General features: G+C 66.5%; 20 protein-coding genes, 1 other RNA gene and 2 pseudogenes. 11 read left to right on the top strand and 12 right to left on the bottom strand.

Going from position 1 to position 20,632, the window contains the following annotated elements; translation table 11 throughout:
• Positions 1-17: 17 nt before the first annotated feature.
• Entirely contained in the window at positions 18-647 is a 630-nt protein-coding gene (locus D3880_RS01040; RefSeq protein WP_119891692.1) for a 2OG-Fe(II) oxygenase, read from the top strand.
• Positions 648-654: 7 nt separating this feature from the next.
• Here D3880_RS01040 and D3880_RS01045 read toward each other — a convergent pair whose 3' ends face one another.
• Positions 655-1,209 carry a DUF6160 family protein gene (locus D3880_RS01045; protein ID WP_420800888.1) on the bottom strand — a complete coding sequence of 185 codons (555 nt, stop codon included), beginning with the start codon at positions 1,207-1,209 and terminating at the stop codon, positions 655-657.
• Between the two features lie 261 nt (positions 1,210-1,470).
• Here D3880_RS01045 and D3880_RS01050 point away from each other — a divergent pair, with 261 nt between their 5' ends.
• A complete protein-coding gene (locus tag D3880_RS01050) occupies positions 1,471-1,968 on the top strand; it encodes a 2-thiouracil desulfurase family protein (protein ID WP_119891694.1) in 498 nt (165 codons plus the stop codon).
• A gap of 68 nt (positions 1,969-2,036) precedes the next feature.
• Here the strand turns inward: D3880_RS01050 and D3880_RS01055 are convergent.
• Together D3880_RS01055 and serA are read right to left on the bottom strand one after the other, a co-directional pair.
• A non-coding RNA gene (locus tag D3880_RS01055) (sX9 sRNA) lies at positions 2,037-2,111 on the bottom strand.
• A gap of 62 nt (positions 2,112-2,173) precedes the next feature.
• Positions 2,174-3,406: a phosphoglycerate dehydrogenase gene (gene serA, locus D3880_RS01060; protein ID WP_119891695.1), complete on the bottom strand. Its 1,233-nt coding sequence runs from the start codon at positions 3,404-3,406 to the stop codon at positions 2,174-2,176.
• A gap of 180 nt (positions 3,407-3,586) precedes the next feature.
• On the opposite strand from serA, the gene D3880_RS01070 reads away from it, so the two are divergent.
• The 4 genes from D3880_RS01070 to D3880_RS01085 all read left to right on the top strand — a co-directional run bounded on the left by D3880_RS01070 (position 3,587) and on the right by D3880_RS01085 (position 7,205).
• A complete protein-coding gene (locus D3880_RS01070) occupies positions 3,587-4,981 on the top strand; it encodes an FAD-binding oxidoreductase (protein ID WP_119891697.1) in 1,395 nt (464 codons plus the stop codon).
• Positions 4,982-5,093: 112 nt separating this feature from the next.
• A complete protein-coding gene (locus tag D3880_RS01075; RefSeq protein ID WP_119891698.1) occupies positions 5,094-5,759 on the top strand; it encodes a fumarylacetoacetate hydrolase family protein in 666 nt (221 codons plus the stop codon).
• A gap of 110 nt (positions 5,760-5,869) precedes the next feature.
• A complete protein-coding gene (locus D3880_RS01080; RefSeq protein ID WP_119891699.1) occupies positions 5,870-6,793 on the top strand; it encodes an SdiA-regulated domain-containing protein in 924 nt (307 codons plus the stop codon).
• Between the two features lie 61 nt (positions 6,794-6,854).
• Entirely contained in the window at positions 6,855-7,205 is a 351-nt protein-coding gene (locus D3880_RS01085) for a NirD/YgiW/YdeI family stress tolerance protein (protein WP_119891700.1), read from the top strand.
• A gap of 40 nt (positions 7,206-7,245) precedes the next feature.
• Here D3880_RS01085 and D3880_RS23280 read toward each other — a convergent pair.
• The 6 genes and pseudogenes from D3880_RS23280 to D3880_RS01110 all read right to left on the bottom strand — a co-directional run.
• A pseudogene (locus D3880_RS23280) lies at positions 7,246-7,413 on the bottom strand (histone deacetylase family protein); the annotation flags it as partial.
• 491 nt (positions 7,414-7,904) lie between these two features.
• Positions 7,905-8,357, bottom strand: a complete 453-nt coding sequence (locus D3880_RS22845; RefSeq protein WP_177412149.1) for an extracellular solute-binding protein — start codon at positions 8,355-8,357, stop codon at positions 7,905-7,907.
• Positions 8,358-8,391: 34 nt separating this feature from the next.
• A pseudogene (locus tag D3880_RS22850) lies at positions 8,392-9,177 on the bottom strand (ABC transporter permease); the annotation flags it as partial.
• Positions 9,174-10,085, bottom strand: a complete 912-nt coding sequence (locus tag D3880_RS01100) for an ABC transporter permease (RefSeq protein WP_119891701.1) — start codon at positions 10,083-10,085, stop codon at positions 9,174-9,176. The gene D3880_RS01100 and the pseudogene D3880_RS22850, both read right to left, overlap by 4 nt.
• On the bottom strand, positions 10,082-11,131 hold the full coding sequence (locus tag D3880_RS01105; RefSeq protein ID WP_119891702.1) for an ABC transporter ATP-binding protein: 1,050 nt from the start codon (positions 11,129-11,131) through the stop codon (positions 10,082-10,084). The genes D3880_RS01100 and D3880_RS01105 overlap by 4 nt, the downstream gene beginning before the upstream one ends.
• Positions 11,132-11,651: 520 nt before the next feature.
• Positions 11,652-12,665 (bottom strand): AraC family transcriptional regulator, encoded by a 1,014-nt coding sequence (locus D3880_RS01110; protein ID WP_119891703.1) that lies wholly within the window; start codon positions 12,663-12,665, stop codon positions 11,652-11,654.
• Between the two features lie 98 nt (positions 12,666-12,763).
• On the opposite strand from D3880_RS01110, the gene D3880_RS01115 reads away from it, so the two are divergent.
• Complete coding sequence (locus tag D3880_RS01115) at positions 12,764-13,681, top strand: SdiA-regulated domain-containing protein (RefSeq protein ID WP_119891704.1); 918 nt, start codon at positions 12,764-12,766, stop codon at positions 13,679-13,681.
• On the opposite strand, the gene D3880_RS01120 is transcribed toward D3880_RS01115, so the two are convergent.
• A complete protein-coding gene (locus D3880_RS01120) occupies positions 13,682-14,014 on the bottom strand; it encodes a YegP family protein (RefSeq protein ID WP_119891705.1) in 333 nt (110 codons plus the stop codon).
• Positions 14,015-14,113: 99 nt separating this feature from the next.
• Positions 14,114-14,785, bottom strand: coding sequence for a ribose-5-phosphate isomerase RpiA (gene rpiA / locus D3880_RS01125; protein WP_119891706.1), 672 nt, complete (start codon positions 14,783-14,785; stop codon positions 14,114-14,116).
• A gap of 270 nt (positions 14,786-15,055) precedes the next feature.
• Here rpiA and ilvA point away from each other — a divergent pair, with 270 nt between their 5' ends.
• A complete protein-coding gene (ilvA, locus tag D3880_RS01130) occupies positions 15,056-16,570 on the top strand; it encodes a threonine ammonia-lyase, biosynthetic (protein ID WP_119891707.1) in 1,515 nt (504 codons plus the stop codon).
• A 12-nt stretch (positions 16,571-16,582) separates the two neighbouring features.
• Complete coding sequence (locus D3880_RS01135) at positions 16,583-17,023, top strand: DUF2269 family protein (protein WP_119891708.1); 441 nt, start codon at positions 16,583-16,585, stop codon at positions 17,021-17,023.
• 22 nt (positions 17,024-17,045) lie between these two features.
• On the opposite strand, the gene D3880_RS01140 is transcribed toward D3880_RS01135, so the two are convergent.
• Positions 17,046-17,699: a histidinol-phosphatase gene (locus tag D3880_RS01140; protein ID WP_119891709.1), complete on the bottom strand. Its 654-nt coding sequence runs from the start codon at positions 17,697-17,699 to the stop codon at positions 17,046-17,048.
• 143 nt (positions 17,700-17,842) lie between these two features.
• Here D3880_RS01140 and D3880_RS01145 point away from each other — a divergent pair, with 143 nt between their 5' ends.
• Together D3880_RS01145 and ptsP are read left to right on the top strand one after the other, a co-directional pair.
• Positions 17,843-18,322 (top strand): RNA pyrophosphohydrolase, encoded by a 480-nt coding sequence (locus tag D3880_RS01145; protein ID WP_119891710.1) that lies wholly within the window; start codon positions 17,843-17,845, stop codon positions 18,320-18,322.
• 23 nt (positions 18,323-18,345) lie between these two features.
• On the top strand, positions 18,346-20,625 hold the full coding sequence (gene ptsP, locus D3880_RS01150) for a phosphoenolpyruvate--protein phosphotransferase (protein ID WP_119891711.1): 2,280 nt from the start codon (positions 18,346-18,348) through the stop codon (positions 20,623-20,625).
• Positions 20,626-20,632: the final 7 nt, after the last annotated feature.

Raw genomic sequence — 20,632 nt, forward strand, 5'->3', positions numbered from 1 at the left:
CTGATAGAATCGGCGGCATGCCTATGAACGCCAACCACCCGCTATTTCTACGGATCGCCGACGACCTGGCCACGTACGGCTGGTCGCACCAGAGCATCTTCTTGCCTGAGGATCTGACCCGCGAACTGGCCTCGGAGTGCCATAGCCGCGCGCAACAGGGCGCCCTCAGTCCCGCCGGCATCGGCCGCGGCGCCGGTCAGCAGGTGCGCGAAGGCGTGCGCGGCGACCGCATCCAGTGGCTGGAGGCCGGCCAGTCGGCGGCCTGCGACCGCTACCTGGAACTGATGAACGGCCTGCGCCAGGCGCTCAATCAAGGCCTGTATCTGGGCCTGGCGGATTACGAAAGCCACTTCGCCTGCTATGCGCCGGGGGCGTTCTATCAACGCCATGTCGACCGCTTCCGCGACGACGACCGCCGCGTGGTGTCGGTGGTGCTCTACCTCAACCACGGCTGGCTGCCGCAGCAAGGCGGCGCTTTGCGCCTGTACCTGCCAGCGGCGGCGGGTGAGCGCAGCCACGAGATCGCCCCGCTGGGCGGCAGCCTGGTGGTGTTCCGCTCCGAACTGCCCCATGAAGTGCTGCCGGCCAGCCGCGAGCGCCTGTCGCTGGCCGGCTGGTTCCGCCGCCGCGGTGAGGGGCCGCTGTAGCCTGGGGTCAGTGGCCCCAGACTCTGATGGTGCCGCGCAGGTCGGTGATGTCGCGGATCGCTAATGTCCCCAGGCGGCTGTCGCCGACGTACAGGTCGCCTTCCACGCGCGCGCGGATGCGCAGCGGCGGCAGGCCGCTTTGCAGCATCTGCTCGTTGATGGTGGTCAGATCCGGCAGGGTTAGCTGCAGCCGCTGCTGGCCGTTGGCGGCGGTGACCACATCGACCTGCAGGGTCGGCACGTTGATGCCCAGGATTGGCACGCTCGCCCCGAGCTGCGCCGGGCCGAAGGCGAAGCTGCCGCCGGCGCCGTTGGGGCAGTCGCCGGGATTGACGCAGCCGTTGTCGATCTTGATGTTGCGCAGCGACAGGCTGCCGCCGTCGTCGTTCCAGCGGATCTGGCTGATCTGCGCCTGCAGGTCGATGCGCAGGTTGATCCCGGCTTGGCCGGCGATGGCGCTGAGGCTCTGGTTGTCGAGGTCGAGCAGCGCCGCCTGGCTAGGGCCGGCCAGCAGCGCGGTGAGACAGGCGACTGCGGGCAGCAGCGGGCGGAGCTGAAGTATGCTGGGCATGGCGGCGTTTCCTTCGCGGGTTCGCGGGAGTGCGCCGCAGTCTGGTCCTCTGCGCCGGGGCTGGCCATGGCTGGGGAACGCTTCCCGCCGAAGGATAGGTCGGGTGCGACCTGCGCCGGGCGGGACGGGCCGCTGCGGGCGGCAATCCGCGCCGCCAGCCTTACCTTAGTTCGGCCGTGGCGTTGGGCCGCAGGGCGGGATTGTTACGGCGAGTGACCGGATGGGCGCGGCGCCAGATGAAGAGGAACAGCGATGCACAAAATCCTGGTCAGCCGCTGCCTGCTCGGCCAGCGGGTGCGCTATGACGGCGGCGCCCACGGGCCCTTCGACCTGCTCGCGCAGTGGCAGGCGGAGGGCCGGCTGGTGCCGATCTGCCCGGAAGTGGCCGGCGGCCTGCCGACTCCGCGGCCGCCGGCGGAGATTCCCGGTGGTCAGGGCGGCGCGGTGCTCGACGGCCGCCAGCGGGTGCTGACGGCGGACGGCACGGATGTCAGCGCCGCCTTTGTCGACGGCGCCGAGCAGGCGCTGGCGCTGGTGCGGGCCCATGGCATCCGCCTGGCGGTGCTCAAGGCGCGCAGCCCGTCATGCGGCAACCGGGAGAATTACGACGGCAGCTTCAGCGGCCGCAAGGTCGCCGGCGAAGGCGTCACCGCCGCCCTGTTGCGCCGCGCCGGGGTGCAGGTGTTCAGCGAGGAGGAGTTGCCGGCGGCCGCCGAGGCGCTGGCGGCGCTGGAGGCGCAGGGCGGCTAGCGGGTTTTTTCCGGCCATGAAAAAGGGAGGCCGAGGCCTCCCTATTTCATATCCACCAGCCTTAAAACGGTTCTCAAAGCGTCGCGAGCGCCTGTCAGCTTGGGGCGGCCGGAGCACAGGAACCGCAATGTACTTCAGTACATGAGGATTCCGAGCACCGCCCGCACCGAGATCACGGGCGCGCAGCAGCTTTGTGGACTGTTTTTTAGAACAGCACGCGGCTGCGGATGGTGCCGGTGACGTGCTGGATCTTCTCCAGGGCCAGGTCGGAGTACTCGGCGTCGACGTCGATCACCACGTAGCCGACCTTGTCGTTGGTCTGCAGGTACTGGCCGGAGATGTTGATGCCGTTCTCGGCGAACACCTTGTTGATTTCGCTCATCACACCCGGGATGTTCTCGTGGATGTGCAGCAGGCGGTGCTTGCCCGGGTGAGCCGGCAGAGCCACTTCGGGGAAGTTCACGGACGATACCGAGGTGCCGTTGTCGCTGTACTTGACCAACTTCTCGGCCACTTCCAGGCCGATGTTGGCCTGCGCCTCGGCAGTCGAGCCACCGATGTGCGGGGTGAGGATCACCCGGTCCAGGCCCCGCAGCGGGCTCTCGAACTCTTCGTCATTGGACTTCGGCTCGACCGGGAACACGTCGATGGCTGCGCCGATCAGATGCTCGTCCTTGATCGCGGCGGCCAGGTGATCCAGCTCGACCACGGTGCCGCGCGCGGCGTTGATCAGGATGCCGCCCTTCTTCATCGCGCGGATTTCCTGCTCGCCGATCATCCACTGGGTCGACGGCAGTTCCGGCACGTGCAGGGACACGATGTCGGCCATGCCCAGCAGCTCGTGCAGGTTGCCGACCTGGGTGGCGTTACCGAGCGGCAGCTTGGTCACCGTGTCGTAGAAGTACACCTGCATGCCCAGGGCTTCGGCGAGCACCGACAGCTGGGTGCCGATCGAGCCGTAGCCGACGATGCCGAGCTTCTTGCCGCGGATCTCGAAGGAGTTGGCCGCCGACTTGATCCAGCCGCCGCGGTGGCAGGAGGCGTTCTTCTCGGGGATGCCGCGCAGCAGCAGGATGGCCTGGGCCAGCACCAGCTCGGCGACCGAGCGGGTGTTCGAATAGGGCGCGTTGAACACCGCGATGCCGCGCTCGCGGGCCGCGTTGAGGTCGACCTGGTTGGTGCCGATGCAGAAGCAGCCGACCGCGACCAGCCTCTTGGCGCAGTCGAAGACCTCGGCGGTCAGCTGGGTGCGCGAGCGGATGCCGATGAAATGGGCGTCGGCGATCTTTTCCTTCAGCTCGTCGTCGGACAGCGCGCCTTTCAGGTACTCGATGTTGCTGTAGCCGGCGGCTTTCAGGGTATCCACCGCGTTCTGGTGCACACCTTCGAGGAGAAGGAACTTGATCTTGCTCTTGTCGAGAGAGGTCTTGCTGCTCATCTGCGTACCTGTGATTCGCGGTAAAAATGTCAGGGCGTGCGGCGCATGGGCCGGTCCCGAAAGTCGGCTCAGGGCACAGTCAACGGGGGGGCTATGCTAGCATACGGCCCCCGCGAAAGACCCACCCCTGGCCGATGAAGCGTGCTCAGGGTGACCATGAATCGTTTGAGAGTTCCGCTGATGACCCACTCCGCCCTGATCGAAGAGCTGAAGACCCTGGTTGAGCCCGGCAAGGTCCTCACCGATGCCGACTCCCTGAATGCCTACGGCAAGGACTGGACCAAGCATTTCGCCCCGGCGCCGCTGGCCATCGCGTTTCCCAAGAGCATCGAGCAGGTGCAGGCGATCGTGCGCTGGGCCAACGAACGCAAGGTCGCCCTGGTGCCATCGGGCGGCCGTACCGGGCTGTCCGCCGCCGCGGTCGCGGCCAATGGCGAGGTGGTGGTGGCCTTCGACTACATGAACCAGATTCTCGCCTTCAACGAGTTCGACCGCACCGTGGTGTGCCAGCCGGGGGTGGTCACCGAGCAGCTGCAGACCTTCGCCGAAGAGCAGGGCCTGTACTACCCGGTCGACTTCGCCTCCGCCGGTTCCAGTCAGCTGGGCGGCAACATCGGCACCAATGCCGGCGGGATCAAGGTGATTCGCTACGGCATGACCCGCAACTGGGTGGCCGGGCTGAAGGTCGTCACCGGCAAGGGCGACCTGCTCGAGCTGAACAAGGACCTGATCAAGAACGCCACCGGCTACGACCTGCGCCAGCTGTTCATCGGCGCCGAAGGCACCCTCGGCTTCGTCGTCGAGGCGACCATGCGCCTCGATCGCGCGCCGCAGAACCTCACGGCGATGGTCCTCGGCACCCCCGACTTCGACTCGATCATGCCGGTGCTGCACGCCTTCCAGAACAAGCTGGACTTGACCGCCTTCGAATTCTTCTCCGACAAGGCCCTGGCCAAGATCCTCGCCCGCGGCGACGTACCGGCGCCGTTCGACAGCGAGTGCCCGTTCTACGCCCTGCTGGAATTCGAGGCGAGCACCGAAGAGGTGGCCAACGCCGCGCTGGCGACCTTCGAGCATTGCGTCGAGCAGGGTTGGGTGGTCGACGGGGTGATGAGCCAGAGCGAGCAGCAGCTGGCCAACCTGTGGAAGCTGCGCGAGTACATCTCGGAAACCATCGCCCACTGGACCCCGTACAAGAACGACATCTCGGTCACCGTCGGCAAGGTGCCGGCGTTCCTGCACGACATCGACGCGATCGTCGAGCAGAACTATCCGGACTTCGAGGTCATCTGGTTCGGCCACATCGGCGACGGCAACCTGCACCTGAACATCCTCAAACCGGACGCGCTGAGCAAGGACGAGTTCTTCGCCAAGTGCGCGACGGTCAACCAGTGGGTGTTCGAGACCGTGCAGAAGTACAACGGTTCGATCTCCGCCGAGCACGGGGTCGGCATGACCAAGCGCGACTACCTGAGCTACAGCCGTTCGGAGGCGGAAATCGCCTACATGAAGGCGATCAAGGCGGCGTTCGACCCCAACGGGATCATGAACCCCGGCAAGATCTTCCCGGTCTGATCGCGGCCTGGTGCTTGCGGTAGGTTGGGTCGAGCGCAGCGATACCCAACGTGACTGTGATGATGGGTATCGCTGCGCTCGACCCATCCTACGTAATGTGTGAGGAACCGGCATGAGCTACCAGCACCAATACCGCGACGGCACCCATATCCACTTCCCGCTCGGCAAGGTGGTGTGCATCGGCCGCAACTACGCCGAGCACGCCAAGGAGCTGAACAACCCGCTGCCCAGCGAGCCGCTGCTGTTCATCAAGCCGGGCAGCTGCGTGGTGCCGCTGGACGAGGGCTTCAGCATTCCCGCCGACCGCGGCGTGGTGCATTACGAGGCGGAGATCGCCGTGCTGATTGGCAAGCCGCTGTCGCGCACACCGAACCGCGAGGAGGTGCTGGACGCCATTTCCGGCTTCGCCCCGGCGCTCGACCTGACCCTGCGCGACGTGCAGGCCAAGCTCAAGGACAAGGGCTACCCCTGGGAAGTGGCCAAGGCCTTCGACGGCGCCTGCGTGCTGGCGCCCTTCGTGCCGGGCGATGCGGTGGAGGACCTGACCGACATCGGCATTCGCCTGACGATCAACGGCGAGCTGCGCCAGGACGGCAACAGCGGCGCCATGCTTAACCCGATCGTGCCGATGATCCAGCACATCTGTGGCCACTTCAGCCTGCAAGCCGGCGATGTGCTGCTCACCGGCACGCCGGCGGGCGTCGGCCCGCTGCACAGCGGCGACGAACTGCTGCTGGAACTGGTCGGTCACTCGCGTTTCGCCAGCCGGGTGTTGTAAGGTCGACCCACCCTGGCCCGCCAGGGCCGGGTGTTCCGTCAAGGATGACGCAGGGAACAATTTTCCAAGACGGCCGGGTTGCTCGCTGTCGCCGTCTCGAGCCGTTGTCGATGCCCCTCACTTTCTCTTCCATGTTGCGTCCGCGCTGGCTGGCGCCGGCGTTCTGCCTGTTGGCCGTTACGGTGCTGGCCAAGGCTTGGCACTGGGACGAGCGCGCCTGGCTGTGGCTGCAGGAGCTCGGCGTCGGCCAGAGCGCGCGCGCCGCCAGTGTCTGGCTACCCGGCTACCGGGCGGTGATCCAGGCCAAGCCGCTGGCCGGGTTGGACGACGACGAGCCTTCCGACCTGACCTACAACCCGGCGAGCCAGACCCTGTTCACCGTGACCGGGATGGATCCGCAATTGGTCGAGCTGAGCCTCACCGGCGAGGTGCTGCGGCGCATCGCCCTGGTCGGTTTCGCCAACCCCGAAGGGGTGGCCATGTTGGCCGACGGCAATATGGCGATCACCGACGAGCGCCGGCGCACCCTGTCGATCTTCAAGCTCAGCCCGCTGACCCTCGAGCTCAACGCCCTGGATACCGCCGAGCGCGACCTTGGCTTTGCCGATTCGGGCAACAAGGGCTTCGAGGGCATCGCCTGGGACCCGGCGCGCCAGCGCCTGCTGCTCGGCAAGGAGCGTACGCCGACCGCGCTGTTCAGTTGGAGTAGCGATGGCGGACCGAGCCTCAGCGGGGCGATGCAGCCGCTGCCCAGCGAGCAGCTGTATATGCGCAACCTCTCGGCGCTGAGCGTCGATCCGCGCACCGGCCACACCCTGGTGCTGTCGGCGCAGTCCAGCCTGCTGCTGGAGCTCGACGAGCGTGGCGAGCCGGTCAGTTTCATCAGCCTGCTCGGCGGCTTCAACGGCCTGCACCGCAAGATCCCGCGCGCCGAAGGCGTGGCCATCGACGAGCAGGGCACCATCTACATGGTCAGCGAGCCGAACCTGTTCTACGTGTTCCGCAAGGAGCCGGCGGCCGCCAAGGCGAATTAAGCCTGAATTCAGCTGCGGCGCTTAGGCTGATCCCGTCCACCACTGTTACGGGAACTGCCCTATGAAACGCCAAGCCCTAGCCCTGCTGTTCGTGCCCCTGCTGTCCACCGCCGCCCTGGCCGCGGGTGGCTACAGCGGCCCGGGCAACACCCCGCAGGTGACCACGGTCGCCGCCGCCCTGGAAGCCGCCGACGATACGCCGGTGCTGCTGACCGGGCAGATCGTCAAGCGCGTGAAGGGCGACAAGTACGAGTTCAAGGACGCCAGCGGCACCATCCAGGTCGAGATCGATGACGACGACTGGCCGCCGCAGACCATCTCGGAAACCGCCAAGGTCAAGCTGGCCGGCGAGGTCGAACGCGATCTGACCGGTCGCGAGGTCGACGTCGATCTCGTCGAGCTGGCCAAGTGAAGTCATGCCGTGCCGGTCTTGCGCCCGGCGCGGCAGCTGCTCAGGCGCCGGCGTCGAAGCCCTGCCGCACGTTCACCCATTGATGACCGCATACCCCCTCCATGACGAACAGCGGGCCGATGGTTTCGTCCATCCGCAAGTAGTCCGGGCTGTCCAGCTCGAACTGCGATATCGGCTCTGCCTTGCAGGTACCCACCCCGAGTGCCAGGCTCCAGCACGCCCAGTCGCTCTAGTGGCCTGTGCGGTTAGTTGGTTACCTCAAGTTCGGATGACTGAGGTTCTGAGACAAGGCGCTGCGACGAGTCATAGCCCGCTATGGCGAGGAGCAGCAACGCAGTATCAGGGCCTCAGGCGCCGAAATTGACTAATCGAATTAACCAAACAGGCCACTAGGCCTCGGCGAGGAAGTTGACGAAGCCTTTGCAGCGGCGCCAAGCCGAACGTCTGCGGCGTTTGTATGGTGCCGAGTTGCACCTCCTGCAGGCGCGCCAGGCCCCTGTCGGCGCGGCTAGGCATCTCGAAGCTGGGGGGTGAACTGGCCGTGGATCAGCTCGTACTGGCCGTGGTGCGGATGCTGGTCGTCGCTGTAGGAGGTCGACAGGCAGGGCTCCTCCCGGGCCTGCGTGCAGGCCCGTTACTCATGGGTTGGCGGGGCGGGTGGTGCCTCTCCCGGTCGCGGCAGAGGCGTGGCGCGAGGGCCTACTTCTTCAGCTTGGTCCACACCTTGCTGCGCAAGGCCAGGGCCTTCGGCGAGCAGAGCTTGAACGGCGTCAGGCGCGCGAGCTTGTCCTGCGGCGTGTTGATCGCCGGGTCATCGAACAGCGCCTTGTCCATGAACGGGTCAGAGCCGGCGATGGCGTTGTTGTACTTGGCGAAGTTGGAGGCAGCGGCGATGTTCTCCGGCTGCATCATCCAGTTGATGAAGACGTGCGCTTCCTCGACGTTGCTGGCGTCCTTGGGGATCGCGAAGTTGTCGATGAACAGGTTGATGCCTTCCTTCGGATAGACGTAGGTGAGGGTCGCGCGCTGCGCGTGGGCGCGGTGGAAGGCGCCGTTCCACTGCTGGTGCATGGCGACTTCGCCGGCGGCCATGCGTTCGATGGTGCCGTCACTGTTGTACATGGCCAGCAGGGGCTTCTGCTTGAGCAGCACTTCTTGGATCTTGAGCGCGACCTTGGGGTCTTCGGCGTTGGCGCTGGCCGACGTAGTAGGACAGGGCGACGAAAGCTATGGAAATCACGAGGATGATCGAGGAAATCGCGTTGATTTTCGGCGAGATACCCATACGGATGGAGCGGAAGATGTACACCGGCAGGGTGGTCGCGCCGGCGCCGGCGACAAAGTAGGTGATGACAAAGTCGTCCATGGAGATGATGAAGGCGAGCATGGCGCCGGAAAGGATGCCCGGCAGCAGCAGCGGAAAACTGACCTTCCAGAACGCCCGCCAGGGCGAGGCGTAGAGGTCGGCGGCGGCCTCCAGCAGCTGCGGGTTCATGCCCTCCAAGCGGGCGCGGATCGGCAGGTAGGCAAACGGGATGCAGAACACCACATGGGCGATGAGGATGGTGAACAGCGACAGCTTGAGGCCGACGAAGCTAAAGAACATCAGGGTCGCCACCGCGGTGACGATCTCCGGCACCAGCAGCGGCAGGCCGAGCACCCCGCTCATCAGCGTCTGCCCGCGGAAGGCGCCGCCGCGCATGCCCAAGGCGGCGAGGGTGGCCAGGCTGGTGGCGAGCAGGGTGGCGAGGCTGGCGACGATCAGCGAGTTCTGCGCCGCGCGGACGATCTCGGCGTCGTTGGCCACCACCGCGTACCACTTAAGGCTGAAGCCGTCCCATAGGGTCGCCGACTGCCCGCCGTTGAAGCTCAACACCACCAGCACCAGGATCGGCAGATAGAGGAACAGGAAGAACAGCCAGGCCGCCGGGCGCATGCCGGCGAAGCGCCACAGCGGGTTGTCGACGTTCATGGCCGGCCTCCGCCGTTGCCCGGTTTGAAGCGCAGGCTGTAGGTGAGCATCGCCAGCAGCACGAAGGCGAGCAGAGCGAAGGCCAGCGCCGCGCCCAGCGGCCAGTTGTGTGAGGCACCGAACTGCAGCTGGATGAGGTTGCCGATCATCAGCGTCTTACCGCCGCCGAGCAGCTCGGGAATGATGTAGTTGCCCAGCGCCGGGATGAACACCAGGATCGCCCCGGCGACTACGCCGGGCATGGCCAGCGGCACGATGATCCACTTGAGCGCCTGCCAGCGGTTGCCGCCGAGGTCGAAGGCTGCCTCCACCAGGCGCCAGTCGAGCTTCTCCAGGCTGGTGTAGATCGGCAGCACCATGAACGGCAGGTAGGTGTAGAGCAGGCCGATGATCACCGCCGCGTCGCTGTACAGCAGGCCCAGCGGTTGCGCGCTAAGGTTCAGGCCCTGCAGGCCGGCGTCGAGTAGCCCACCGTTGCGCAGCAACATCCAGGCATAGGCGCGCACCAGCAGGTTGGTCCAGAACGGCACGGTGACCAGGAACAGCAGCAGGTTGCGCTTGCGCTCGGGCTGCAGGGCCAGGTACAGCGCGGTGGGGAAGCCGATCAGCAGGCAGCCGAGGGTGGTCAGCACCGACAGCCAGAACGAGCGCTGGAAGATCTGCAGGTAGTCGGTGTTGAACACCCAGCTGTCGTCGAGATCGCGCTCGTAGAAGAAGTTGACGTAGGCGTCCGCCGAGTACTGGCCCCATTTCACCCCGCCGTAATCGCCGGACTGCAGCAGCGAGACGACGAACATGATGCCCAGCGGCAGCAGCATGAGCACCAGCAGGGTGAGCATCGCCGGGCTGCTCAGCAGCAGCCGGCGGTTGAGCTGGCGGCGCGCGGCGACGGCCTGCAGGCCACTCATTCGCTCAGCACCTTGATCGCCGTCGGCGCCACCTGCACGCGCACCTGCTCGCCTGGGGCATAGGCGCACAGCGCGCCCTCGGCGTTCTGCTGGCGCACGCGAAAGCCGCTCTGGCCGGCGACCTTGAGGTGATAGATGGTGTCGGTGCCGACATACACCACGTTCTCCACCGCGCCGACCAGTTCGCCGTTGTCGGCCAGGCGCGTGCGTTCCGGGCGGATCGCCAGGGTCACAGGCCCACGCGTGGCGCTGAAGGCGCTGAGCAGCTGGCCGTCGGCCAGGCGCACGCCGGTGCCGAGGGCCTCGCCGGCCAGGAAGTTGGTCTCGCCGATAAAGGCGGCGACCCGCCGATTGGCCGGCGCCTCGTAGATTTCCAGCGGCGTGCCGACCTGGAGGATCTGGCCCTTGTCCATCACCGCGATGCGGTCGGACATGGTCAGCGCCTCCTCCTGGTCGTGGGTGACGAAGATGAAGGTGATGCCGGTCTCGTGCTGCAGGCGCTTGAGCTCGATCTGCATGTCCTTGCGCAGCTTCTGGTCCAGCGCCGACAGCGACTCGTCGAGCAGCAGCACCTTGGGCCGGTTGGCCAGCGCGCGGGCCAGGGCGATACGCTGTTGCTGGCCGCCGGACAGCTGGTCGGCACGCCGCCCACCGACATCCGGCAGCTTCACCAGCGCCAGCATGCGCTGCACCGTCGCGCCGATCTCGGCCTTGCCCAGGCCGCGCATCTCCAGGCCGAAGGCGATGTTCTGCGCCACCGTCATGTGCGGGAACAGCGCGTAGCTCTGGAACACGGTGTTGACCGGCCGACGGAACGGCGGCAGGTCCTGCATGGCTTCGCCGTACAGGCGGATGGTGCCGGCGCTGGGCTGCTCGAAGCCGGCGATCAGGCGCAGCAGGGTGGTCTTGCCGCAGCTGGAGGGGCCGAGCAGGGTGAAGAATTCGTTGGCGTGGATGTCCAGCGAAACCTCGTCAAGCGCCTTGACCCGGTGCCCAGGCTCGCCGAACTCCATGCTGATGTGTTCGATGTTGATCGCGCTGGCCATGCTGATCCCAATCCCTAACTAGTTGTTCTTGTTGGGCTTTTCTTCTTGTGCGGAAATCCGTCCCGGCGTTCCCCGGATTCTGGCAGTGCGCCGGTGGCGGCAGAACGATAAATCCGGACAAAAGGGGACAATTGCGGCCAAGTTGCAGTGGGGCGTTGGGCTGGCGGAGCCGCCTGGGGTTTCTCCGCAGAGCCTGGGTGCTGGTGTTGGCCGCTGCTCTGGATCCCCGCCTGTGCGGGAATGACGGGGATGGGGGGGGCGCTGCTTCCGTCGTTCCCGCGGTTCGTAGGATGGGTCGAGCGCAGCGATACCCATCGGCGATTCGATGGGTATCGCAGGCTCAACCCATCCTACGGGCTGGATTCCTGCCAGCGGAGGAATGCCGAGCCGAAGGATTGCTTTCCGCCGCACCCTCGTCCCCGCGCAGGCGGGGAGCCAGTGAGGCCGTAGCCCGGATGCAATCCGGGGGGCCATCCCGGATGGCATCCGGGCTACGAAATGCTGAGGGCGGATGCCTCGTTCAGCGCCGGTACAGGCTCGGTGTCTGCCCGCTCCAGCGCTGGAAGGCGTGGCGGAAGCTGGCGGTTTCGCTGTAGCGGAGCTGCTCGGCGATCAGGTAGATCGGCAGGTCAGTCTGCATCAGCAACTGCCGCGCCTTGTCATAGCGCACCTCGTCGAGCAGGCGCTGGTAGCTGGTGTTCATCCGCTGCAGATGCCGGCGCAGGGTGCGTGCGCTGCGGTGCAGCTGGCCGGCGACGCGCTCCAGGCTGCCGGCTTCGCGCAGGTTGCTGGCCAGGTGCTGGCGGATCTGGCCGAGCACGTCGTGGCCGTTGTTCAGCTGGGCGTCGAGCTTCAGGCATTGCTGCAGGCCATGGTGGCAGGTCACCGGGTCGGCCAGTGGCAGCTCGCGATTGAGCAGCGCGGCGTCGAAGCACAGAGCGTTGCGCGACGCACCGAACTCGGTCGGGCAGCCGAGCTTGTCGCCGTAGGCCAGGGCGTGCAACGGCGGCCGGTAGGCCAGCAGCAGACGGCGCGGGCGCAGCGCCTGGCCGAGCAGGTCCTGGACCACGGTGAGCAGTGAGGTCAGGCACAGCTCGGTGTTGAGCACCGTCAGTTCCGGCGCATAGCGGTAGCCGACGGCGACCAGGCGCGCCTCGTCGCCGTCCTCTTCCAGGCTCAGCTTGAAATAGGTGCCGAGCAGTGCCGGGTGGACCAGGGCCAGCTGCAGCGCCTCGCGCAGGCTGCGGCTGGCGAGCATGGTGTAGCCGAGGATGCCGTAGGCCGAGACATGCATGCGCAGGCCGAGGGTCAGGCCCAGCGCCGGGTCGCGGGTATGCTGCAGGGCGTTGGCGAACACCCGCAGCTCCTGGGCGTGGCTGATCAGCTTGTCCGGGGTATCCAGATCGGCGCGGCGCAGGCCGCTGTCCTGCAGCAGGCGCTCGCAGGGTGCGCTGTCAGCGAGCTGGCTGACGGCCAGGGCGATGGTGTGCAGCGTGGTGAGGGCGCGCTCTTCCGCACGCAATGCCGAGGTCATGGTCTTCCTCTGGTTCGTCCCTGAGTGGCAGTTGTTAAGCTTCGCTTCAGTCTGCTTGTGTTATTTCTAGACGATTCTGTCCCGCTGAGCTTGCCCGCATGCGCCGATTGCTGACTCCGAAACGCCTGCTCTGGGCCCTGCTGATCGGCGTGCTGCTGCTGGCGGCGCTGACCGCCCAGGAGTTTCGCCTGTTCGAGCGGGCCTGGTTTCCGGTGCAGGAATGGCGGCATGCGGCCAAGTGGCGCGGCGAGTCGATCTGGTTGCCGGACTATCGGGTGGCGATCGAGGCCCTGCCGATCGCGGGCCTGAGCGACCTGTCGGCGCTGGCCTACGACCCCGAGCGCAAGACCCTATTCACGGTCACCAACAAGAACTCGCAGCTCATCGAGTTGTCGCTCACCGGCCAGGTGCTGCGGCGCATTCCGCTGCAGGGCTTCGGCGACCCGGAGGCCATCGAGTACATCGGTCCAGGGCTCTATGTGATCACCGACGAGCGCGCGCAGCGGCTGATCAAGGTGCGCCTCGGCGAGGGCGAGGCACCGGTGAGTGCCGCGGCCACCGAACAGCTGACGCTGGGTATCGGCATGAATGGCAACAAGGGCTTCGAGGGCCTGGCCTATGATGCCGCCGGGCAGCGGCTGTTCGTCGCCAAGGAGCGCGACCCGGTACGCATCTATGAGGTGCACGGCTTTCCGCAACTCAACCCGGAGCTGCCCTACGCGGTGCATGTGGTGGACGACCCGGCGCGCGACGCCCGGTTGTTCGTCCGCGACCTCTCCAGCCTCGACTACGACGCGCGCACCGGCCATCTGCTGGCGCTGTCCGACGAGTCGCGGCTGGCGCTGGAGCTGAATGGCGACGGCCGGCCGATCAGCAGCCTGTCGCTGCTGCGCGGCCAGCATGGCCTGCGGCGTTCGGTGCCGCAGGCCGAAGGCATCACCATGGACGATGCCGGCACTATCTACCTGGTCAGCGAGCCGAACCTGTTCTACGTGTTCCGCAAACAGGCCGACTGATCAGCTCTCGTCGACCAGCGCGGCGCCCGGCGCGCTGCTGATCACCGACTGGATGCCGGCGTCACGGCTGGTGGCGCTGGCGTACATCTGGCTCTGGCCGACCACCTGGCCGTTGCTGGCCTTGAGCACGAAGTAGGGCTTGCCGCCGCTACCGTCCTTGGCTTCGAAGGCGCCGTCGCGCGCGACGTTTTTGCGCACCGACTCGATGCCGTTCAGCGCCGAGTCCTTGGCCTTGTACAGCTCGCTGGTGAGGATGATCTCACCGTTGCCGGCGAGCAGGTTGAAGTGGAACTGGCCGTCTTTGGCCTTTTTCAGATGGAATTTTCCGGCCATCGGGGGTCTCCTGGCGTAATGGGCTGGCGCGCCTCGGGCTGAGCTGGCGCCATCCCCAGTAACGCTAGACGACTCCGCCGGGCGCGGGCCGGCAGCCGATCAGCGGCGCAGGGTCTTCACGCCTTCAGGCGTGCCGAGCAGCAGCAGGTCGGCCGGGCGCGCGGCGAACAGGCCGTTGGTGACCACCCCGACTATGGCGTTGATCTGCGCTTCCAGCTCCAGCGGATTGACGATGCTGAGGTTGTGCACATCGAGGATGACGTTGCCGTTGTCGGTCAGCACGCCCTCGCGATACACCGGGTCGCCGCCGAGTTTGACCAGCTGGCGGGCGACGTGGCTGCGCGCCATCGGGATCACCTCCACCGGCAGCGGGAAGGCGCCGAGCACCGGCACCAGCTTGCTGGCGTCGGCGATGCAGATGAAGGTCTTGGCCACTGCGGCGACGATTTTCTCGCGGGTCAGCGCGGCGCCGCCGCCCTTGATCAGGTTCAGGTGCGCGTCGCTCTCGTCGGCGCCGTCGATGTAAAACTCCAGTTCGCTGACCGTGTTCAGCTCGTACACCGGGATGCCGTGGCCCTTGAGACGCGCGGCGGTGGCTTGCGAGCTGGCGACGGCGCCGTCAAATTCGGCCTTGTGCTTGGCCAGGGCGTCGATGAAGCAGTTGGCGGTGGAGCCGGTACCGACGCCGACCACGCTCTTGCTGTCGAGCCGGGGAAGAATGAAGTCGACGGCGGCCTGGGCGACGGCCTGCTTGAGCTGATCCTGGGTCATGAGCGGATTTCCGGGCGGGATGACAGGGGGCGAATTATAGCGGCACCGCCCTCCAGACCGCGTGAAAACTACTGCGCTCGGTCATGCTGCGTTAAAAACAGGCTCAGAATGCTCATTTACCGCTCGTAAGCTGCGCTTCTTCGCCTGTTTTTGCCTGGCCTGACCTTCGCTCGCTACGTTTTCACACGGCCTGGCTGCGCCAAGGTTGGCTTGCCAAGCGACGGCCGGGGTAGACTGCCGGCTTCCCGCAATTCCGCCAGCGATACCGCCATGCTCGAACAGTACATCAAGAAGACTCTCACCTCGCGCGTCTACGACGTCGCGGTGGAAACCCCGCTGCAGCCTGCGCGCCAGCTGTCCGAACGGCTGAACAACCAGATTCTGCTCAAGCGCGAGGATCTGCAGCCGGTGTACTCGTTCAAGATTCGCGGCGCCTACAACAAGCTGGCGCAGCTGACTGCCGAGGAGCGCGCGCGCGGGGTGGTCACCGCCTCGGCCGGCAACCACGCCCAGGGCGTGGCGCTGGCGGCCAAGCAACTGGGGGTCAAGGCCACCATCGTCATGCCGCGCACCACCCCGGAGCTCAAGGTCCAGGGCGTGCGTGCCCGCGGCGGCAAGGCGGTGCTGCACGGCGATGCCTTCCCCGAGGCGCTGGCGTACTCGCTGAAACTGGTCGAGGAAAAGGGCTACGTCTATATCCACCCCTACGACGACCCGGACGTGATCGCCGGCCAGGGTACGGTGGCGATGGAAATCCTCTGGCAGCACCCGGGCCAGCTGGACGCCATCTTCGTGCCGGTCGGCGGCGGCGGTCTGATCGCCGGGATCGCCGCCTACGTCAAATACCTGCGCCCGGAAATCAAGGTGATCGGCGTCGAGCCGGACGATTCCAACTGCCTGCAGGCGGCGATGGCCGCCGGTGAGCGGGTGGTGCTGCCGCAGGTCGGGCTGTTCGCCGACGGCGTGGCGGTGGCGCAGATCGGCCAGCATACCTTCGACATCTGCCGCCAGTACGTGGACGAGGTGATCACCGTCTGCAGCGACGAGATCTGCGCGGCGATCAAGGACATCTACGACGACACCCGCTCGATCACCGAGCCGGCCGGCGCCCTGGCGGTGGCCGGGATCAAGAAGTACGTCGAGCGCGAGGGCGCTAGCGGCCAGGTGCTGGTGGCCATCGATTCCGGTGCCAACATCAACTTCGACCGTCTGCGCCATGTCGCCGAGCGCGCCGAACTGGGCGAGAAGCGCGAGGCGATCATCGCCGTGACCATCCCCGAGCAGCCGGGCAGCTTCAAGGCCTTCTGCGAGGCGATCGGCAAACGCCAGATCACCGAGTTCAACTACCGCTATCACACCAACAAGGAAGCGCACATCTTCGTCGGCGTGCAGACCCACCCGGAGAACGACCCGCGCGCGAAGCTGGTGGCCAGCCTGCGCGAGCAGGGCTTCCCGGTGCTCGACCTGACCGATAACGAGCTGGCCAAGCTGCATATCCGCCACATGGTTGGCGGTCACGCGGCGCGGGTCAGCGACGAGGTGGTGTACCGCTTCGAGTTCCCCGAGCGGCCGGGCGCCTTGTTCAACTTCCTGCAAAAGCTCGGCGGACGCTGGAACATCTCGATGTTCCACTACCGCAACCACGGCGCCGCCGACGGCCGCGTGGTCGCCGGCCTGCAGGTGCCGGCCGAGGAGCGCCAGCTGGTGCCGGCGGCGCTGCGGGAGATCGGCTACCCCTATTGGGACGAGAGCGACAACCCGGCCTACCAGCTCTTCCTTGGTTAACGGAGCACAGTGATGGAACACTACCAACTGCTGAAGTACGCCCACCTGATTCCCGCCGTGCTGGTCTTGGCGGGCTTCATCGCCCACAGCTTCATGCTGTGGAAGGCGCACCGCTCGGGCGACGCCGCCGTGCTGACCCGCAAGCTGCGTCTCACCCGGCTGTACAGCCTGCCCGCCATGGGCCTGGTGGCGCTGAGCCTGCCGGTCAGCGGCTGGTGGCTGGTGCACACCCTGGGCCTGCCGCTGGGCGCCAGCTGGCTGCTCTTCAGCGCCTGCCTGTTCGCTCTGCTGGTGCTGTTCGGCCTGCTTCTGCACGGCCGCCTCGGGGCCTGGCAGGAGGTGGTGGGCGGCGCGGTTCCGGCCAGGCTGCTGCGCTTCGTGGTCGCCTACGCGGCGTTGGCGCTGATCCTGTTGCTGGCGATCTTCGCCCTGATGGGCGCCAAGCCGGCCTGAGGCCTTGCCGGCGGGAAGGCTTTCAGCGCAGCGAAATAACCGGCCAGCCGCGCGCGGTGGCGGTGGCGCGCAGCACCTCGTCCGGATCCACCGCCACCGGGTTGGCCACGATTTCCAGCAAGGGCAGATCGTTGCGCGAGTCGCTGTAGAAATAGCTGCCTGCCAGGCTCAGCCCGGTTTCCTCCAGCCACTGGTTCAGGCGTACCACCTTGCCCTGCTGGTAGCAGGGGATGCCGCTGATCTGTCCGGTGTAGCGGCCGCCCTGCATGCCGCATTCGGTGGCCAGCAGGGTCCCGACGCCCAGGCGCGCGGCGATGGGGGCGGTGACGAAGCGGTTAGTGGCGGTGATGATCACCAGCTGGTCGCCTGCGGCGCGGTGCTCTTCCAGCAAGGCTTCGCCCTTGGCCAGGATCATCGGCTCTATCACTTCCTGCATGAACTCGCGGTGCCACTCGGCCAGTTGCCGCATGTCGGTGCGGCCGAGGATCGCCTGGCTGAAGTTCTGGTAGGCCACCACGTCCAGCTTGCCGGCGCAGTAGTCGGCATAGAAGGCATCATTGCGCGCCTCGTACTCGGCGGCATCCACCAGGCCGCGCCGGCAGATGAAGTCGCCCCAACTGTGGTCGCTGTCGCCAGCCAAGAGGGTGTTGTCGAGGTCGAATAAAGCCAGGCGCACGGTGCTCGCTCACTGCAATAACGGAAAAGGCGCACAGAATACGGGCTTTTCCGCGGCCTGCCCATAAGCCCGGGAAGCCGCGTTGCTGCTGTCACAACCTTTATGGAACAATGCCGGAACATGCGTTTGCGAGGTTGTGTGCCGTGATCGATTCCGATGGTTTTCGCCCGAATGTCGGCATCATTCTGACCAATGACATCGGTCAGGTACTCTGGGCCCGGCGGATTAATCAAGATGCCTGGCAATTTCCGCAGGGCGGGATCAACGCGCAGGAAACGCCGGAACAGGCGCTGTACCGCGAGTTGAACGAAGAAGTCGGCCTCGAAGCGGGCGACGTGCAAATTCTTGCCTGTACCCGTGGCTGGTTGCGCTATCGTCTGCCGCAGCGTCTGGTCCGCACCCACAGCCAGCCGCTGTGCATCGGCCAGAAGCAGAAGTGGTTCCTGCTGCGGCTGAAGTCCGCCGAAGACCGGGTGCGCATGGACGTGACCGGCAAGCCGGAGTTCGACGACTGGCGCTGGGTCAGCTATTGGTACCCGCTGGGCCAGGTGGTGACATTCAAGCGCGAGGTCTACCGCCGCGCCCTCAAGGAATTAGCGCCGCGCCTGCTGGCGCGCGACTGACAAACGGAGTTCGACCCCGAGCCATGCTCAATACGCTGCGCAAGATCGTCCAGGAAGTAAACGCCGCCAAGGATCTCAAAGCGGCGTTGGCGATCATTGTGCGGCGGGTCAAGGAGGCCATGGGCAGCCAGGTCTGCTCGGTCTACTTGCTCGATCCGGAAACCGGGCGCTTCGTGCTGATGGCCACCGAAGGCCTCAACAAGCGCGCGATCGGCAAGGTCAGCATGGCGCCGAGCGAGGGCCTGGTCGGCCTGGTCGGCACCCGCGAGGAACCGCTCAACCTCGAGCACGCCTCGGAGCACCCGCGCTACCGCTATTTCCCGGAAACCGGCGAGGAGCGCTATGCCTCCTTTCTCGGCGCGCCGATCATCCACCACCGGCGGGTGATGGGTGTGCTGGTGGTGCAGCAGAAGGAGCGCCGCCAGTTCGACGAGGGCGAAGAAGCTTTCCTGGTGACCATGAGCGCGCAGCTCGCCGGGGTCATCGCCCATGCCGAGGCGACCGGCTCGATCCGTGGCCTCGGCCGCCAGGGCAAGGGCATTCAGGAGGCCAAGTTCGTCGGCGTCGCCGGCTCGCCGGGCGCCGCCATCGGCACCGCGCTGGTGGTGTTGCCGCCGGCCGACCTGGAAGTGGTGCCGGACAAGCCGGTCGACGACATCGACGCCGAGCTGCAGCTGTTCCATAACGCCCTCGAGGGCGTGCGCACCGACATGCGCCAGCTGTCGGCCAAGCTGGCCACCCAGCTGCGCCCGGAAGAGCGCGCGTTGTTCGACGTCTACCTGATGATGCTCGACGACGCCGCCCTCGGCAGCGAAGTGACCAAGATCATTAAGACCGGCCAGTGGGCCCAGGGTGCCCTGCGCCAGGTGGTTAACGAGCACGTCACACGCTTCGAGCTGATGGACGACGCCTACCTGCGCGAGCGCGCCGCCGACGTCAAGGACCTCGGCCGGCGCCTGCTCGCCTACCTGCAGCAGGAGCGCAAGCAGAAGCTGGTGTATGCGGACAACACCATCCTGGTCAGCGAGGAACTGTCGCCGGCGATGCTCGGCGAAGTGCCAGAGGGCAAGCTGGTCGGCCTGGTCTCGGTGCTCGGCTCGGGCAACTCGCACGTCGCCATCCTCGCCCGCGCCATGGGCATTCCCACGGTGATGGGCGCGGTCGACCTGCCCTATTCCAAGCTCGACGGCATCAACCTGATCATCGACGGCTACCACGGCGAGGTGTTCACCAACCCCAGCGAAATGCTGCGCAAGCAGTACGCCGAGGTGGTCGAGGAGGAACGCCAGCTGTCCCAGGGCCTCAGTGCCCTGCGCGAGCTGCCCTGCGAGACGCTCGACGGCCACCGCCTGCCGCTGTGGGTCAACACCGGCCTGCTCGCCGACGTCAAGCGCGCGCAGGAGCGCGGCGCCGAGGGCGTCGGCCTGTACCGCACGGAAGTGCCGTTCATGAACGGCGAGCGCTTCCCCAGCGAGAGGGAACAGCTGGCCACCTACCGCGAGCAACTGGCCGCCTTCCATCCGTTGCCAGTGACCATGCGCACCCTCGACATCGGTGGCGACAAGGCGCTGTCCTACTTCCCGATCAAGGAAGAGAACCCCTTCCTCGGTTGGCGCGGCATCCGCGTCACCCTCGATCACCCGGAAATCTTCCTGGTGCAGACCCGCGCCATGCTCAAGGCCAGCGAGGGCCTGGACAACCTGCGCATCCTCCTGCCGATGATCTCCGGCACCCACGAGCTGGAGGAGGCGCTGCACCTGATCCACCGCGCCTGGGGCGAGGTGCGCGACGAGGGCGTGGACATCCCCATGCCACCGGTGGGGGCGATGATCGAAGTGCCGGCGGCGGTCTATCAGGTGCGCGAGCTGGCCCGCCAGGTGGATTTCCTCTCGGTCGGCTCCAACGACCTGACCCAGTATCTGCTGGCGGTGGACCGCAACAACCCGCGGGTCGCCGACCTCTACGACTTCCTCCACCCGGCGGTGCTGCAGGCACTGCGCCTGGTGGTCGACGGCGCCCACGCCGAAGGCAAGCCGGTGAGCATCTGCGGCGAAATGGCCGGCGACCCGGCCTCGGCGATGCTGCTGATGGCCATGGGCTTCGACAGCCTGTCGATGAACGCCACCAACCTGCCCAAGGTCAAGTGGCTGCTGCGCCAGATCAGCCTGACCAAGGCCAAGGAACTGTTGGCCCAGCTGATGACCATCGACAACCCGCAGGTCACCCACAGCAGCCTGCAGCTGGCCCTGCGCAACCTGGGCCTCGGCCGGGTGATCAACCCGGCGGCGACCCTCCAGGTCTGAGCGTGGT

The sequence above is a fragment of the Pseudomonas cavernae genome, assembly GCF_003595175.1.
GTDB classification, from domain to species: domain Bacteria; phylum Pseudomonadota; class Gammaproteobacteria; order Pseudomonadales; family Pseudomonadaceae; genus Aquipseudomonas; species Aquipseudomonas cavernae.

Excerpts from the sequence above, each read along its gene's own strand:
- D3880_RS01040 (WP_119891692.1), top strand. The coding sequence starts at position 18 with ATGCCTATGAACGCCAACCACCCGCTATTTCTACGGATCGCCGACGAC.
- D3880_RS01050 (WP_119891694.1), top strand. The coding sequence starts at position 1,471 with ATGCACAAAATCCTGGTCAGCCGCTGCCTGCTCGGCCAGCGGGTGCGC.
- serA (WP_119891695.1), bottom strand. The coding sequence starts at position 3,406 with ATGAGCAGCAAGACCTCTCTCGACAAGAGCAAGATCAAGTTCCTTCTC.
- D3880_RS01070 (WP_119891697.1), top strand. The coding sequence starts at position 3,587 with ATGACCCACTCCGCCCTGATCGAAGAGCTGAAGACCCTGGTTGAGCCC.
- D3880_RS01075 (WP_119891698.1), top strand. The coding sequence starts at position 5,094 with ATGAGCTACCAGCACCAATACCGCGACGGCACCCATATCCACTTCCCG.
- D3880_RS01080 (WP_119891699.1), top strand. The coding sequence starts at position 5,870 with ATGCCCCTCACTTTCTCTTCCATGTTGCGTCCGCGCTGGCTGGCGCCG.
- D3880_RS01085 (WP_119891700.1), top strand. The coding sequence starts at position 6,855 with ATGAAACGCCAAGCCCTAGCCCTGCTGTTCGTGCCCCTGCTGTCCACC.
- D3880_RS01100 (WP_119891701.1), bottom strand. The coding sequence starts at position 10,085 with ATGAGTGGCCTGCAGGCCGTCGCCGCGCGCCGCCAGCTCAACCGCCGG.
- D3880_RS01105 (WP_119891702.1), bottom strand. The coding sequence starts at position 11,131 with ATGGCCAGCGCGATCAACATCGAACACATCAGCATGGAGTTCGGCGAG.
- D3880_RS01110 (WP_119891703.1), bottom strand. The coding sequence starts at position 12,665 with ATGACCTCGGCATTGCGTGCGGAAGAGCGCGCCCTCACCACGCTGCAC.
- D3880_RS01115 (WP_119891704.1), top strand. The coding sequence starts at position 12,764 with ATGCGCCGATTGCTGACTCCGAAACGCCTGCTCTGGGCCCTGCTGATC.
- D3880_RS01120 (WP_119891705.1), bottom strand. The coding sequence starts at position 14,014 with ATGGCCGGAAAATTCCATCTGAAAAAGGCCAAAGACGGCCAGTTCCAC.
- rpiA (WP_119891706.1), bottom strand. The coding sequence starts at position 14,785 with ATGACCCAGGATCAGCTCAAGCAGGCCGTCGCCCAGGCCGCCGTCGAC.
- ilvA (WP_119891707.1), top strand. The coding sequence starts at position 15,056 with ATGCTCGAACAGTACATCAAGAAGACTCTCACCTCGCGCGTCTACGAC.
- D3880_RS01135 (WP_119891708.1), top strand. The coding sequence starts at position 16,583 with ATGGAACACTACCAACTGCTGAAGTACGCCCACCTGATTCCCGCCGTG.
- ptsP (WP_119891711.1), top strand. The coding sequence starts at position 18,346 with ATGCTCAATACGCTGCGCAAGATCGTCCAGGAAGTAAACGCCGCCAAG.